Annotated in this window: 8 protein-coding genes; 5 read left to right on the top strand and 3 right to left on the bottom strand. The window is 36.9% G+C overall.

Annotation, left to right across the window (positions count from 1 at the left end; genetic code table 11):
- Nucleotides 1-578 precede the first annotated feature (578 nt).
- Nucleotides 579-2,936 carry an outer membrane beta-barrel family protein gene (locus D8991_RS08550; RefSeq protein ID WP_120489798.1) on the top strand — a complete coding sequence of 786 codons (2,358 nt, stop codon included), beginning with the start codon at nucleotides 579-581 and terminating at the stop codon, nucleotides 2,934-2,936.
- Nucleotides 2,936-3,307, top strand: a complete 372-nt coding sequence (locus D8991_RS08545) for a DCC1-like thiol-disulfide oxidoreductase family protein (protein ID WP_245957222.1) — start codon at nucleotides 2,936-2,938, stop codon at nucleotides 3,305-3,307. The genes D8991_RS08550 and D8991_RS08545 overlap by 1 nt, the downstream gene beginning before the upstream one ends.
- 689 nt (nucleotides 3,308-3,996) lie before the next feature.
- Here D8991_RS08545 and D8991_RS08535 read toward each other — a convergent pair.
- A complete protein-coding gene (locus tag D8991_RS08535; protein WP_120489795.1) occupies nucleotides 3,997-6,153 on the bottom strand; it encodes a DUF5689 domain-containing protein in 2,157 nt (718 codons plus the stop codon).
- 22 nt (nucleotides 6,154-6,175) lie between these two features.
- A complete protein-coding gene (locus tag D8991_RS08530) occupies nucleotides 6,176-9,007 on the bottom strand; it encodes a TonB-dependent receptor (protein WP_120489794.1) in 2,832 nt (943 codons plus the stop codon).
- A gap of 232 nt (nucleotides 9,008-9,239) precedes the next feature.
- On the opposite strand from D8991_RS08530, the gene D8991_RS08525 reads away from it, so the two are divergent.
- On the top strand, nucleotides 9,240-10,427 hold the full coding sequence (locus D8991_RS08525) for an endonuclease/exonuclease/phosphatase family protein (RefSeq protein WP_120489793.1): 1,188 nt from the start codon (nucleotides 9,240-9,242) through the stop codon (nucleotides 10,425-10,427).
- Nucleotides 10,428-10,503: 76 nt separating this feature from the next.
- On the opposite strand, the gene D8991_RS08520 is transcribed toward D8991_RS08525, so the two are convergent.
- Nucleotides 10,504-11,034, bottom strand: a complete 531-nt coding sequence (locus tag D8991_RS08520) for an SPOR domain-containing protein (RefSeq protein ID WP_120489792.1) — start codon at nucleotides 11,032-11,034, stop codon at nucleotides 10,504-10,506.
- A 475-nt stretch (nucleotides 11,035-11,509) separates the two neighbouring features.
- Here D8991_RS08520 and D8991_RS08515 point away from each other — a divergent pair, with 475 nt between their 5' ends.
- Together D8991_RS08515 and D8991_RS08510 are read left to right on the top strand one after the other, a co-directional pair.
- Nucleotides 11,510-12,880 carry a cytochrome c3 family protein gene (locus D8991_RS08515; protein WP_120489791.1) on the top strand — a complete coding sequence of 457 codons (1,371 nt, stop codon included), beginning with the start codon at nucleotides 11,510-11,512 and terminating at the stop codon, nucleotides 12,878-12,880.
- Nucleotides 12,881-12,903: 23 nt separating this feature from the next.
- Nucleotides 12,904-16,005, top strand: a complete 3,102-nt coding sequence (locus D8991_RS08510; RefSeq protein WP_120489790.1) for a TAT-variant-translocated molybdopterin oxidoreductase — start codon at nucleotides 12,904-12,906, stop codon at nucleotides 16,003-16,005.
- Nucleotides 16,006-16,009 lie beyond the last annotated feature (4 nt).

Genomic DNA, 16,009 nt, shown 5'->3' with positions numbered 1-16,009 from the left:
AACCCTATTAATTGCTTAATAATAATTAGAATATCTTGATAGAATGTTGTTTTATTTTATCTATAATTGATATAGAAAAAATTAAATATGAATTTATTTAATAATAATTATAAAAAAGGAAATAAATATATTTATTTTTAATTGTTTGTTTTTTAAAGCATTATCATAAAATATATAGATTGCTCTATTTATTAAATCAGAAGAAAGAATATCATAAATAAGAGATGCTTTAGTTTTTTATTATTTTTTATTTTGACTGCTTAAATATATATTAGCCACATAATTACTGCAGTATTCCTGTATAGCCTTATGTGGGAGTATAAAAAATGGACAAGGAATGTTTAACTATGTAATTATATTTTTATAGTAAAGATTTTAACATGGTTTACTATATTATTTCAACTCTCATTCCCTATCCTTATTTGGTTTAAAAGATTTAGGAATTACATTATATTGTTAGGAGTTGTCCTGCATTTAGGAATATTTTTTATGATGAAAATAGATAATTTTTCATTTGTAATGATTTCTTGTTATACAATATTTTTAGATAATAAATTTTACAACAAAACCTTTAAACTATGAAAAAAATAATATTCATTCTGCTCCTGTTTATTTATTCATTAGTGCTCTCTCAGAGAGTTAATTATGGAGGAAGTCTCCAAAGTGCAGAAACAAAATACCATAGCATTGAGCTAAAAGGCATAGAAGGGGTAGAGGAGCGCTACCGGGAAGAAATTAAAGGAAATAAATTCCTATTTAAAGATATTCTGATAGGTAAGTATATAAGAACCTTGCGCTCAGATAAGAATACTGTGGTAGATACTCTAATTTTAGAAAAAGAAATCCTTGATGACAGGTTGCTTATCTCTAAATCTATTGAAGGAGTGGTTATTAGTGCTCCAAAGAATAAGTTTATTCAGATGAAAAACGGTATTATTAAGGTCAATGTACAGAATAATCCCATACTTTCTTCCGGAAATGTATTTGAGTCTATCAGTAAATTGCCGGGAGTTAGCTATGATGCTATAAATGATAGATTTAAACTCAATGGAAATACAGGTATCAGGGTAGAGATAGATGGAGAATCTCTCCTGTTAAGCGGTAATGAGCTGATGATTTACCTTAAAAACCTGCAAGCAGCCGAAGTGGAGAGCATAGAAATAAACTCCTCTCCATCAGCTAAGTATGATGCAGGCTCTGGAGCAGGAATTATCAATATAAAAACTAAAAAATTTAAGAAAGAAGGGGTCTCTGTCATCGCGAATACCAATGCTACAAAAGGCAGATACTTTAAACAAAGCACAGGAGCAAAAGCCCAGTATAATATTCATAATAAGAGTTTTGTGCTGAGGTATCTCAACTCCTATGGAGGAGATTTTGAGCAGGCAAATAGCCTGAAAGGCATTAGCAATAGCCTCTCTTCTGAGCAGGAAACCTATGCAAAAATCAATAATGCCAACCATAGTATAGGAGGTACTTTTGAGAACAGATTCTCTCATTCTAAGCTTACACTCAATACTAAACTTACATTCTATAATGAGGATATTCAGCAGAATACAGACTTGATATTCAAGAATAACAGCCTCCCGTATTCTGAAATTATCTCTCGGCAGATGAGTGATAACAGCCTCAGAACCTTTGATGCAGGTATAAGATATGCGTATGACTTTAAGAAATCCAGTTTAGTCCTGCGAGGGAATTATATTCGCTATAATACAAAGAATAATGCCCTCCTAAGCTCAAAGGAAGTGCAAAATATTCAGCATTTTAAGGATTTGGAAAACCGAGCTCCTAATACAGTAAATGCAGCAGTAATTCAAGTAGATTATACAAATAAAATAGACTCCACTTCTACCATAGAATCAGGTTTAAAGTATATTTTCCAAGACATTAATAATAAAAATCTATTCTATAAAAGGGAAATTAACGGCTGGGAATATGACGAACCTAAATCTAATGCCTATACTTATAATGAACATATCGCAAGTGCATATCTCCAATACTATAAATCTTTTAAGAGAATAGATATCATATTAGGCTCGAGGGCAGAATTTTCACCTGTTTATGGCTATTCTTCTGAAAATGATTATCATCTTAAGAGAGAAGAGCTTAATATCTTCCCATTTATTAATTTTTCTTATGCAAATCAGTCTAAAAATCATCACATAAGCCTATCGTATAACAAAAAAATCAATAGACCTAATTTTAAAAACCTAATGCCATTCGTCTATTATATAGACCCTTATACGAAAATTCTCGGAAATGCAGAGCTGAAATCAAATATCACTCATCAGCTTACCTTACAGTACCTCTATAAACAAAAATATATATTTAATATTATCTATTCACAGAACAGAGATGCTATCTATCAGACTCATATTCACAATAAAGCTACACTTTCCTCTATGCTTACACCTGTTAATATAGATAAAATTCACTCCATTATATTTAATGCCAATCTGTCATTTAATATGCTAAAATGGTGGAGTCTTAATGCTAATATAAACCTCTTCCGAGATAGCATAAAGTCTAATGATAATGCCCAAAATATAAATACACAGAGCTGGGCACACCAATGGGCGATTACCAATAGATTCTCACTCCCTGCAAAGATAAATTTAACCTCTGGTTTTGATTTTATTTCCGACTTTATACAAGGTCCCTATAAGACAACTTCTTTCTATGGACTAAGTTTAGGAATTAATCGTAATTTTATGAATAATCAGCTAAGATTTTCATTAACAGCTAATGATGTATTTAATAGAAAGGAGATTAAGAACCATTTATTGGCACAGGAGCAGAGCTATTTCTCTCGACAAACCTTTGACTCTCGATGGATAAGGCTCTCCCTAACCTACATTTTTGATAAAGGTACAAAGAATAATACCTCTTATGATGAAGATACAGTAGATAAACTAAAATCAAGACTTAAATAATGAAACTCATTATCCTTTATGATAACTGGTGTCCTAAATGTACCTCCTTTGCAAAGCTTATCAGTAAATTAGATTGGCTTCATTTGATAGATTGTAGAGAGCTTAGAAATATAGAAGAGCATTCATTAGATGAACAAGGACTAAATATTTTACTCGCTAAGCAACAAATGGCATCATTTACAGATAAATGGCAGTATGGTTTTACTTCCATCTATCTTATTTTTCTAAGATTGCCTGCTTTTTGGATATTTCTTCCTGCAATTATTCTCTTAAAGCTAACAGGAATAGGACAAATCCTATACAAAAACTTTGCTGTCAATAGAAAAATAATACCTCTCCATTGCGATACCTACTGCAAGAAGGAGGCATAGCCTCTTTCTTTGAGGCATCGCCCCTTTCTTTGAGGCATAGCCTCCTTTTTTGAGGCATCACCTCCCTTTTTATTCTTATAAAAAAAGAAATTATATACAAAAAAATATAAAATGGGGTCTTAGACCCCTTTTGTGTATGCAACAATTTCATAAATCGGACAATTTGTCCTTTTGTGTATGCACAAAAGTGCAAAATGAAAAGAAAAAATACTTTTGTGTCGACACAAAAGCGCAAAATCAAAATAAAAAATGGTTTTTTGTATGCAATAATTTCATAAATCGGACAATTTGTCCTTTTGTGCATACACAAAAGTATAAAATGGGGTCATTGACCCCTTTTGTGTCGACACAAAAGTATAAATTTAAAAGAAAAAATGGTTTTGTGTATGCACAAAAGTATAAAATAAAAATAAAATATAGTTTTGTGTAAAGACAGAAGTATAAAATGAAAATAAAAAATGGTTTTGTGTCAGCATAAAAATATAAAGTGGGATCTCTGACCATAAAATAGGGGGCTCAGACCCCTGTTTTTATCTTAGAGGAGAGAATTATTGTTAAGAGGATAGGGATTTGGAGAGCAGGGGAGGGGAGTATAGCAAATTGGAGAGGGATAATGAGAAAAAGAAAGCGGTGCTGGCAAAGCCAGCACCGCTAACAGTAATTAAAAAATCACTTTAATTATGAAGATATTATTTTTTATTTGCTTTTACGATAACATTATCTACTTCCCAACGGGTAGATTTGCCGTTTTCGGAAGTATATTTGAAGGCAATTCTTATGTTTTTGCCAGCAAAGTTATTCAAACTAAGCTTGCCGGAACCTACGAAACCTTTAAATCCAGATAAATCTGTATCAAAAACAGCGCTTGTGATTTCCGTCCAGCTTGTTGTAGTGGCATCACCTGTATAGTTATCGGTTACGAATACCTTTAGAGGGTTGCCATCAAAGGCTCCATCGGTTTCAAAGGAGAAATAAGCGGACTTAAATCCATTGAGCGAGATTTCTTTGGAGATAAGCCAGTCGGTATTTTTCTTTTTCTTCCCGTCGAAGAAAGCAGAAGGCTTCGGATTTCCGAAAGTTGTGGTTGTCCAAACCTCATCTCCCTCAATACTTACCGCAGTCCAGTCATTGAGATTCTCAAAACCTTCGTTAAATAATGTTACATCTTTGGTTGGGAGTGTACCATCACATCTTGGATTGTCTAAATCTGCCCCTCTAAGGTTAAGAATCCAGAGCTGAAACTTACCATTATAGTAACCGAGCACACCTGTTACATCTCCTTTACCTGTATCTACTTCTACATCGCTTGCGAGGAGCTTGTTATCATTTGTCCCGAAGTTGGCGCGCCCATTTGTTCGGAGTAGAATGGTATTCCCAGCGCAGTCTTCAAGGGTTCTGTTGCTGGTATTGGTTCCATCGGCATAGGTTTTCCCTAAATCGGAGCTTACAAACTGTAAGTCTTTTATTTTAATGTATCTACCGACATCATTAATGCTAAGTTCGGGGAGGGTTTTCAGTGTTGGGGTTACATTAATCAGAGGCTTCTCTGTACGGAAGAAGTGTTTGTATTTATCAACATCTTCTACACGGCTTACTTCACCCTTGTATAGTCCGCCCAATTGTATTTCTCCGTTTTTGGAACCGATGTATAGGTCCTTTAAATTGACTGTAAGCGTTCTACCTACTTGGAATCGTTGGTCAGAAAACAGTCCCGTACCACTACGATCGGCAAATTGCTGATGAGAAGCGATATTAATTTTGATACCTCCTGTGTTGTCTTCCACATAAACGAATCCTGTATGCTGCTTTCCATCTTTAAAGTTGTATGCTGCGAGGTTCCCAGACTCATCGTTTGCTGTTACAAGGGCAGTAAGGGTAGCATTTTCGGAGATTTGGGTAAGATTGCCTTGTAGAAGGGCTTTTACTTCGGCTACGCTGAGGGCAACGGCATCTGCACTGGCTTCGCACGGCGCAATAATCTTATCTATCCTCTCTTGATTCATATTCAAGTCAGCATCATCTACGATATAGAGCTGATAAGTGGTATTAAACTTGCTGAAAATACCCACGATATCTCCATTTCCAGAAGGAATGGTCTTAAGGGCAAAGGATGCATAGCCGCTCATTCTCGCTACTTTGTTGGCCGTAGTGCTTGTAGCGTCTATTAATTGTTTATCTGCACTCGAGCCTGTAGGAGCAAACTGCTGACAAAGGTGTTTAGCGGCAAATTCTGCGTTTTCTATCTTCACTAAACAGCCAAGATACTGCTCGTTTCCTTTAATCATATCACCTAAAGTCATTACTTTCGGAACGATAGTCTCTTTTTCAGAGCAAGAACGGATAATAACTTTTGGCAAATCGGATTCAAGGATTCTGGAAACCGAAGTTGCATTTTTTTCATTACCAAACTTCACCCCTAATTGTATTACGCCACCATACTCACCGATGGATAGCCCTGCAAGTTTTATATAAACCTTTGAGCCTTGAGGATAATGGTTGTAGGTAGAAGTAGCATCTACTGTGATTGTCAAACCTTGCGTAGGGTTTTCAGGTTTGTCCTGTATGAAAATGCTTTTGTAGATGTTACCCGTGTGGTCAGACGAAGAAACATAGCCCTCGATGTAGCGATTATCATCTTTCGGGAAGTCAAAAGTCTTTTTACCATCGTATAATTTCTTTAAGTTCTCCAAAGAAATTAAAGATAGGCTTGTGTCTTGGGATAAATCACCGCACTGATAGGTATTTGTATCTGGAATATCGAATTTATCTTCTTGTACGCAGGCTGTGAAGAGCAGCACAGAGGCTACAAGAGAAATCTGCTTTATTGTATTGAATATGTTTTTCATTTCTGATGATTTAAAAAGTTAATTAAAACCTAAGATATACATTAGCAAAGAACGTAGTACCCCTGTCATACCACAGTTTTGGTCCAAATATAGGGGTGCCTCTTTGACTTTCTACATAGGCATCGCGGAAATTAGATTTCCTGCCTTGCTCGAAGCCCCCCGTTACATAGTTTCTATTGTTGAGGATATTGTTTACACTTACGCTAATACCCATTCTGTACTTACCGAGAAGGAAAGATTTGCCCGCATTAGCATTGAGCATAAACTGGTCATCAAATTTTGTCTGCCTTACGAGGGGTTCAACGGTTTCAGGAGTAGCTTCTGGGATGCTGATTCCCGTTTTTGGATCTACGATAGCGGTGTAATTGTCGCCTGTACTTGGGTCGGTATAGAATTTATCCGTTCTGTTGAGCACAGAAATATCCAAATACTGATCCATCAAGTAGTTTGCACTTGCACCTATCCACCAGTATTTCGGGGAGTTGTATTTAATCCCTACCGAAAAAGCAGATTGTGGAGTGCCAGAAACCCTGTAATTTTTAATATTTGCTTTTCCAAGGTATTCAAAACCTCGTGCATAGTTCTCATTATCTGCACTTACATACACATTAGGAGTGTTTTTGTACTTATATTCTCCCCAGCTACCTGCAGCAGTTAGATTAAGGGTAGAAGAAAGTTTTAAATCTATTCCCAGCTCTGCACCTAAGTATTGTTTATGGGTTCCCGTCATAATTTCAGAGACGAAAGCATCCTGAGGCGTCTGTGAGCTACCGAGCTGAATACCTTCTGCATAGTATCTTGATACTTCTACTGCATTTTGAATGTCTGTAAGGTAGCCTGTAAGCCTTAGTTTAAGAGTCTGACCTCTCAATATGTAGCTCAAATCATTTGCATTTACGATCTGACTGGAAAGTTCAGGGGTAAGGATGTTTGACACCCTTGGGTTTACGAAGATTTCGTTTAAAGTAGGTGCTGCAGAGTAAAGCGTACCATTATATACGATGAAGTTTTTACCATTAATTGTATAGGTAACCCTACCTTTTAGCCCTGCATTGAGAGAATTGTACTTTGCACTCTTGCCTTTGGAATTGTCAGCATAGAAATGATTCCTGAATTTGCCCTCTCTTTGAGACTCGGAATAGGAACCGAATATGGAACCAACGACATTCCATCGGGATAAATCTACTTCTGTGGAAGCATTAAAGGTATAAGAGCTCCTAAGAAGGTCGTAAGAATACTGAGTTCTGTCTCCTTCTTTCACTTTTGTATTTGGGTTGTCTAAGTCATAAGGTTTATCATTGCCGAAAGCATTTACATTATTTGCGAATGCCGCTCCAAGGAGGTCTTTTATCTCTCGGAAGTTATCGGAGACCAAATTTTGATACGCAAAGTTTAAGTTGAGCCTCCAATTGCTTGCAAGTTTAGTATCAAAGTGAGAGATAAAGTTGAAAGTTTTGTCTTTATTCACATCTTCTACGATGGAATACCTTGCGCCTTTATCATAGTTGAGACGATTCATATTATAGAGTGCCTCCCAATTAATTTGGCTCTTATTATTGAGGAAATCATTCCTTTGAGCATCAATAATGGCTTGTTCTATGTCTGTAATATCTTTTCCGCCAAGGCTATTGTTCTCTTGGAATTTAGAAATCCAGTAGCTTGGGAGATTTCTGTAATAAGTAGGGTTTGGATCTGCGGCGTGGAACCAATCAAGGCGGCTTCTTCCGTCTCTACCGAACTGATAAGAGAATGTGTTGTTCCAATTTGAGGTTTTTCCCAGTTTATTATAGAATTGTAGTTGGAACATAGGCTCGTGCATCTTTTTGATTCTCGAGTTTCTCTTTTCACCATTCTGCCAGCCCCAGTAAGCGTTGTAGTTTTTACCCATTAAATCATATACTTCTTGGGTATTTGGACTGTTTGATGCCCTATAAGTAGGAGCTCCAAAGGCGGTTAGGTTAATAGAGAATCTATCGCTAAATTTCTTCTCGATAGAACCGAAATAGGCATAAGAATCTTGGTATAAACCATCAATAATACCTGTATTTGCCCATCTTCTACTTCCTGAGAAAGTAAATGCCCAGCCGCTTTTGCTCATACCAGTGGAGTAAGTAGCCATTAGTCTGTGGAAATAGCTTCTGTTAGTAAATGAATATGCGAGGGAAGTGCCTTTTCTGTAAGAAGAAGCCCTTGTGTTGTAGTAAATAACCCCTCCTAAGTTACCGAAAGTATATTCTGATGGGGTGATGTTGTCTGCATTCTCTATCGGATAACGGGTTACATCATTTAGCCCACCCCAATTTGAGAAGTCAATTCGTCCATCATCATTTTTAGACATAGGAACACCGTTGAACAAAACATCTTCATAGCGGTTATCTACCCCTCTTGGGCGGAACCAATATGCTCCTAATTCAAATGCAGCTACACTTTGGAAAGCATCTTTGCCTGCATTTAGGAGACCTACGGTTGGTTGCATAGAGCCACCGTCATCATCAGACATAGATTCATCTACCATCATAACACCAGAGTCCATAGCTCCTGCCATAGGCACTAAGTTGATTACCCCAAGGTCTTTTCTCTTTTCATTTGCAGTTACACTAAACTGGATAATCTGAGTCTCGAATCCAAATTTGGAAATAGTTACCTGGTACTGGCCTGGCTTTAAATCCACAAATTGGAAATAACCGATTTTATCGGCAGTAACATCATCATTAGACTGTAAAAGGTCTACTTCTGCTCTTTCTACCGGTTTACCGTGGTTATCTTTTACATACGCATAGACCGTGGTTTGTGCATAGTAAAAGGATGCAGGTAACAAGGTAAATAAAGAGATGAGAGATAAGTTCTTTATCATAGCATATCATTATTTAATTATCTTATTAGAATTGAATTTAGAGGGACAAAGATAAATCTATTTTTGAATATTGTTAATTTCTATTAACATTTTAGCTATGGTATCAATACTAAAAAACTAATGCTAAAACTTCAATATAAATCTCTGTTTTATTAATTTTGCCACAATTTATAAGGGGATAATTAATGTAGGAGTTAATTATCATTTCTGATAACATTTAACATTTTTAAAGATGAAGAAGTATGTATTATTCGGGCTGTTAAGTTTTACACTTATGCAGGCTCAGCAAAAACAAGTTCAGCGTGCTGCAATTGGTTTTATGAATGTGGAGAATCTATGGGATATTTATCCGTCTGCTGATTATATAGATGGTACTTTATCTCCCGATAATCCTGCTTTTCATAGGAGTGTGCTATTAGATTCATTGCAATACCTTCCTGTTACAGAAGAATACAGAGGAGAGTGGAGCGATGAGAAGCTTATCGGTAAAAAAGTAGTGAGAAAACAGATTTTAAGTGATGATTTTACTCCACTAAGCCCTAAAAAATGGGATAAAAAACTCTATGATGATAAAATGGGAAGGCTTGCAAAAGTGATTTCAGACCTCGGTAGAAAATATACGAATACAGCACCTGTGATAGTCGGGCTTATAGAGGTAGAAAACAGACAAGTGGTGGAAGAACTTACCAAGCAGCCCGCTCTCGCAAGGTATGATTACGGTGTAGCTCATTATAATTCCTATGATGCAAGGGGGATAGATGTAGCAATTATTTATCAGAAGAAAAGGTTTCTGCCTATTAAAATTTCCAAAAAGGAGATGAAAATCTACAGAGAAGATGGTAAGAGAGAATATACTCGTGATTTATTAATCGTTCAAGGGCTGTTAGACGGCGAGAAAATCGCAGTTATAATGAACCACTGGCCATCGAGGAGAGGAGGTACGGCCTCAAATCCTAAGAGAAATGCAGCTGCGGTCTATCTAAAAGAAGAGATGGACAGGCTGAGAGCAGAAATCCCAGGTATAAAAATATTAGCAATGGGAGACTTTAATGATGACCCCGATAATGAGAGTATCACTAAATATTTAGGTGCTGTGGGTAGAGAGAAAGACCTCTCTGAGACTTCTCCTTACTTCAACCCTATGTGGAAGCTCTTCAAAAACGGTGTGGCATCTTATGCTTACAGAGATGCACCTAATATGTTTGATCAGATTATTATGACTAAAAATCTCGTTCAGAATAAGGATAAGAAAACCTACGCTATGTTTACTACCAACATTTTTGCACCGTCTTATCTTATTACAGATTCTGGGCAGTATAAGGGGTATCCTTTCCGCTCTTGGGCAGGAGATCAATATACAGGTGGGTATAGCGACCACTTCCCAGCATTTACGGTTCTCCAAAGGGAGTTTTCTAAATAGAATTTAATGTTTTACTGTATAAAAAATGCTTGCTGAATCTATTCTCAGCAAGCATTTTTTTTTGTTAGGTTACTTTTTATTTTCCTTCCTCGCAGAAGATGTAGTATTGTACAGCTACTGCGGATTTAAAATGCGCCTTTATACTTTTTAAATCCCCCGAAGCGCTTTCTTTTGTAAAGTAGCTCCCCGCTAAAATTTTATAATTAGGTCTTAGGGAGGCGTCTACTATCGTTTTTGTATGTGGGAATTTCTGTCTAAAACTCGCCTTTATTTCATTTGCTTCTTTATTGCTTTTTACTACCGCTACTTGTATCTTGTAGCCCAATACTCGTGGGTTTTGCCTGCAAATCTCAGCAGTAGAGAGCTTCCTTTTCGGAACGGATATTCTTCTTGAGTCTAAGTCATCTGTATAGGAAAAACTACTATCATTTGTTGACCTTTTACAGTTATTGCTATCCATTTTGTTTATCAGTTCACTTACTTTTGGGCTTGCGGTTATCGTTAGTGGGGTTCCGTTTATTGTATCCACCTTCGTTACCGTTTGAGCGGTGCTGAAAATAAAAAATGAGGATAGATTAAGGCTGAGAGCTAATATTAATTTCTTCATCACGAAAATATTTTGAGCAAAAATAATAATAAATTTGATATATTATAGGAGTTCTGAGCTCTTAAAGATTGAGACCTAATTTTTTTATAAGGGATATATAGAAATATAGATAAAAGATGTGCTTATCAGAATGAATTATTATGAGTTTTGTAATTTTGTTCAGATCTCCTTTCATCATTGTACCATTTTGGTGTGTTTTGAGGATTTAGATGGTGAAGGTTAATATTTTTGAATATTTTATAAAGAGGTTTTTAGTTAAAAATCTTTATTATAATTAACAGTTTGATAATGCTTGTGTGTTTATTTAATTTATTGATTTTTAATGTAAATAAAGTGCGCTTGCAATTTAGACTACATACAAATTTAACTCGTATAAGGAAACAGGGGGTGGGGGTCTCTTAATTTTCTGTTAAATGTTATATTTTTGCCGGCGAGAAATAAAATTCATTTTTTTCATAACCCAATTTTACTATAAATGATTAGTTGGAGAAAGCATTACAGGAAAGCATTGGTAGCAATAGGTCTATTGCTATCTACGAGTGCTTCTATTTACGCGCAAGATGCCGCTACAGGTGATCCTAAAAACGGGGAGACTTTGTTTAAAACCAATTGTGCTGCTTGCCACGCATTGGATAAGCAGTTGGTAGGTCCGTCATTAGGAGGAGTTGTAGAGCGATTAGAAAAAGAACACGGTCTTGGGAAAGATTGGCTACACAAGTGGATTGTTAATTCTATGGATGTAGTAAACTCAGGAGATAAATACGCTAATGAGGTGTTTGAGAAGTTTAACAAAATCCCAATGTCTCCGTTTCCTAATCTTTCTGAGAAGGATATAGATGATATATTGGCTTATACTTCTAACCCTCCTGCACCAGAGCCAGCAAAACCAGCTGCAGCTCCAGAAGGTGCAAAACAGGCAAATGAAGAATTAGCACAGGAAAGCAAAGCGGATTTACAGTCTAAATTGATTATAGGTTCTCTACTTGCAGTTGTAGGCTTGCTTATCTGGGTTCTGCTCAGGTTAAGAGGGCTTATCAAACTTCAAAGGTCTGGTAACTTAGACCCTGAGAGAGCAAGAAAGGTAGAACGCCTTTATAATAGATTTAACCTCGTAGGTAATGGTTTGATGACCGTATTGGCAGTGGTAGCGCTCTATGGAGTTTGGAACTGGCTGATGTGGATTGGAGTTTATAAAGGATATAAACCAGAACAACCGATTTACTTCTCGCATAAAATTCACGTGGGAGAGAATAATATTGATTGCCAGCTTTGCCACTCTGGGGCTAAATATGGCAAGGTCTCCGAAATCCCGTCTATGAATGTTTGTATGAACTGCCACAGAGGTATTTCAGAATACAAAGGGGCTTATATCGAGCCAGGAAAAACAAAAGAATTCTATGATGGTGAGATTCAGAAAATCTACCAAGCTACAGGTTGGGATGCAGGTAGCCAGTCCTACACAGGGAAAACAAAACCTGTACAATGGGTGAGAATCCATAATATGCCAGATTTTGTATTCTTCAATCACGCTCAGCATGTGGTGGCAGGAGAGAAAGCGATTATTGATTCTCATAACAAGAAAAACCCTAATGATAAAATAGATGTTGTTTGTAAAGCCTGCCACGGCAAAGTAGATGAAATGAATGTGGTACAAATGGCAAATGATTTTACGATGGGATGGTGTATAGAATGCCACAGAACTACAGAGGTAGATATGACCAACGGATATAATAAAGAATATTTTGCGAAGCTGCACGATAAACTTAAGAAACAATATCCTAAATCTCAAGGTAAGATTACGGTAGATGCTATCGGAGGACTTGAATGTGGTAAATGTCATTATTAATAACGAAAAAATTAGAAGTATAAATGGCTTCAAATAAAATACAATTCAGAAGTATTCACGAACTAAAAGACCCAACGCTTACACAGAAGTTGGCTCAGAAAGAGTTTATAGAGGAAATCCCAGTAGATGAAATAAACGCTGCTGAGGAAAATGCAAATACTCCTCTCACTTCACGAAGAGATTTCCTTAAAATAGCTGGTTTCTCCACTGCAGCTGTTGCATTAGCGGCTTGTGAATCGCCAGTGATTAAGACAATTCCTTATGTGGTAAAACCGCATAATATTATACCGGGTGTTCCTAACTATTACGCTTCGGCTTACTATGATGGGTATGACTTTGCGAGCGTTTTAGTAAAAACAAGAGAGGGAAGGCCTATTAAAATTAATCCAAATCCTGCTGCAAAAGGTTTCGGTTGTACCAATACAAGAGCTCAGGCTTCTGTGCTTTCACTTTATGATAATGATAAGGTAAAACAACCTAAACTCGATAAGAAAGACGCAACCTTTGATGCACTTGATACTTACGCATTGAAGTCCTTAGAGGGAGCAGCGGCAAGTGGTAAGAAGATTGTTCTTCTCTCCCACTCATTACCTTCTCCTACATTTAAGAAGCTGTTTGCAGATTTCAAAGAGAAATATCCTACAGCAGAATTGGTGATATATGATGCAATCCCACTCGCTGCAAATCTTGATGCTGCACAGGAAGTTTTCGGAATGAGAGCATTGCCTGTTTATGACCTTACAAAAGCAGAATTGGTAGTATCCTTCCAAGCAGATTTCTTAGAGATGTTTAATGGTCAGAGCTTAGAGCATTCTTATGCAGAAGCGAGAAAACCAGGTAAGGGAATGCTAAGGCACATCCAAGTAGAAGCTAATATGTCTCTAACAGGAGCTAATGCTGATACAAGATACAGACTAAAACCAAGTGCGGTTCTCAATACATTGGTAGAGGTTTATAAAGGACTTGATGGAGAAACTTCTAACAAGGAGGCAAAAGAAATACTAAAAGAGCTTAAAGCAAAAGGTAATAAAGCTGTTGTTTTAGCGGATGGTTCTAAGGCGGCTATCGTTCTTTCTCACTTAATCAACCAAAAACTTGCATCAAGTGCATTTACTGGTGAGGCTTGCTTCCTTAAAGAGTATGATGGGGAAAGATATAAGCAATTGCTCTCTTGGCTTAATGCTGGTGAGGTAGATACGCTAATCATTAATAATGTAAACCCGATATATTCTTCCAACCAAGGGGAAGCATTCAAAACCGCAGCTACCAAAGCTAAAAATATCATCTCTTTCTGTGATAAGAAACACGAGGTTTATGATATTTCCAAAGCGGTAATCCCAGTAGCGAACTGGTTAGAATCTTGGGGAGATATCGCTCCACAGACAGGAGTTTATGCACTTACCCAGCCTACAATCCAAAAAATATTTAAGCCAAGACAATTAGAAGAATCTCTATTGGTTTGGATTAATGGAAAAGATAGCGAAGCGAATAATTATTACGATTATTTAAAAGCTAATGCTACAACTATCTTGCATAATGCTACATTTAATCAGGCTTTATATCACGGTATTAATGAAACTCCAAATATTGCTGGAAGACTTTCTTATACTGGTGGAGATGCAGAAGCTGCGATAAATGAAATAGCATCATTTAAAGCGACAGACTTTGAATTAACATTATATACAAATTCTATCGGAGATGGTACTCAGGCTAATAACCCTTGGCTTATGGAGCTTCCAGATCCTATTACGAGACTTTCTTGGGATAATTACTTGACCATTTCTCCAAAAGATGCAGAGAAACTCGGTATTAAGAATAAACTCAATGCAAGAATGCAGCTCGATGGAGATAAAGTAAACCTCTCCGTAAATGGAAAAGTTATACTGAAAGATGTTCCTGTATTTATTCAGCCTGGTCAGGCAGATGGTTCTTTAGGTATAGCTCTTGGTTATGGTAAGAAAAATTCAGGTAAAGTAGCTGCTACAGGTATTAATGCTTATCCACTCTTTGATGGGGTAAACTTTAATATCAATAATATTAAGATTGAAAAAACAGGCGAAGACTATGAATTCGCTGGAATGCAGCTCCAGAATACATTAATGGGTCGTTATGATATCGCGAAAGAAGTAAGCCTTAATGACTTCATTAATGTACCATTTGATGACCCTAAAAAAGGTTGGAATAAGCCATTGGAATATCATACGCTTAATGGCTCTCTACCTGCTGAAAAAATCACCCTTTGGGATTCTTATGATGATACAGATGGTCATCACTTCAATCTCTCAATAGACCTTAATGCTTGTACAGGATGTGGTGCTTGTATCATTGCCTGCCAAGCAGAGAATAATACTCCTGTAGTAGGTAAGCAGGAGATGAGAATGTCAAGAGATATGTACTGGTTGAGAATCGACCGTTACTACTCTGCTGATATTCCAGAAAACTTGGATACTGATAAAGACGGAAAATTAACGCCTGAGGAAGCAGTAGCTGGAGGTCTTGATGTTCCAGGTATGTATGGTAACGCATTTACAGATGGAGGTATCTTAAACCACGCAGCGGAAAATCCAAAAGTGATCTTCCAGCCTGTGATGTGCCAGCACTGTAATAATGCACCTTGTGAGAATGTATGCCCAGTAGCGGCGACTTCACACGGTAAGCAAGGTCAGAACCAAATGGCGTATAACAGATGTGTGGGTACCAGATATTGTGCAAACAACTGTCCATACAAAGTGAGGAGGTTCAACTGGTTCAACTATGCAATGAACGATAAGTTTGACTACCAAATGAACAACGACCTCGGTAGAATGGTTCTTAACCCTGATGTAGTGGTAAGAACAAGAGGGGTGATGGAGAAATGTTCTCTATGTATCCAGGAAACTCAGGCTACTATCTTAAAAGCTAAGAAAGAGGGCAGAAAAGTAACAGACCAGGAATTCCAGGATTCTTGTGCTTGTTCAGCAGCTTGTTCTTCCGGTGCTATGGTCTTTGGAGATATGAACGACAAAGATTCTAAGGTAAGAGAACTGTTTGCAAGTGATAGAAGATACTACCTATTAGAAGAATTAGGTGCAAGACCAAATGTATTCTATCATACAAAAGTGAGAAATAACGGAGTAGAAAATTAAAGTT

The organism is Bergeyella cardium, from assembly GCF_003614945.1.
Taxonomy (GTDB): Bacteria; Bacteroidota; Bacteroidia; order Flavobacteriales; family Weeksellaceae; genus Bergeyella_A; species Bergeyella_A cardium.
Note: the sequence above shows the minus strand (reverse complement) of the source record. Positions and strands in the feature narration are given on the sequence as shown.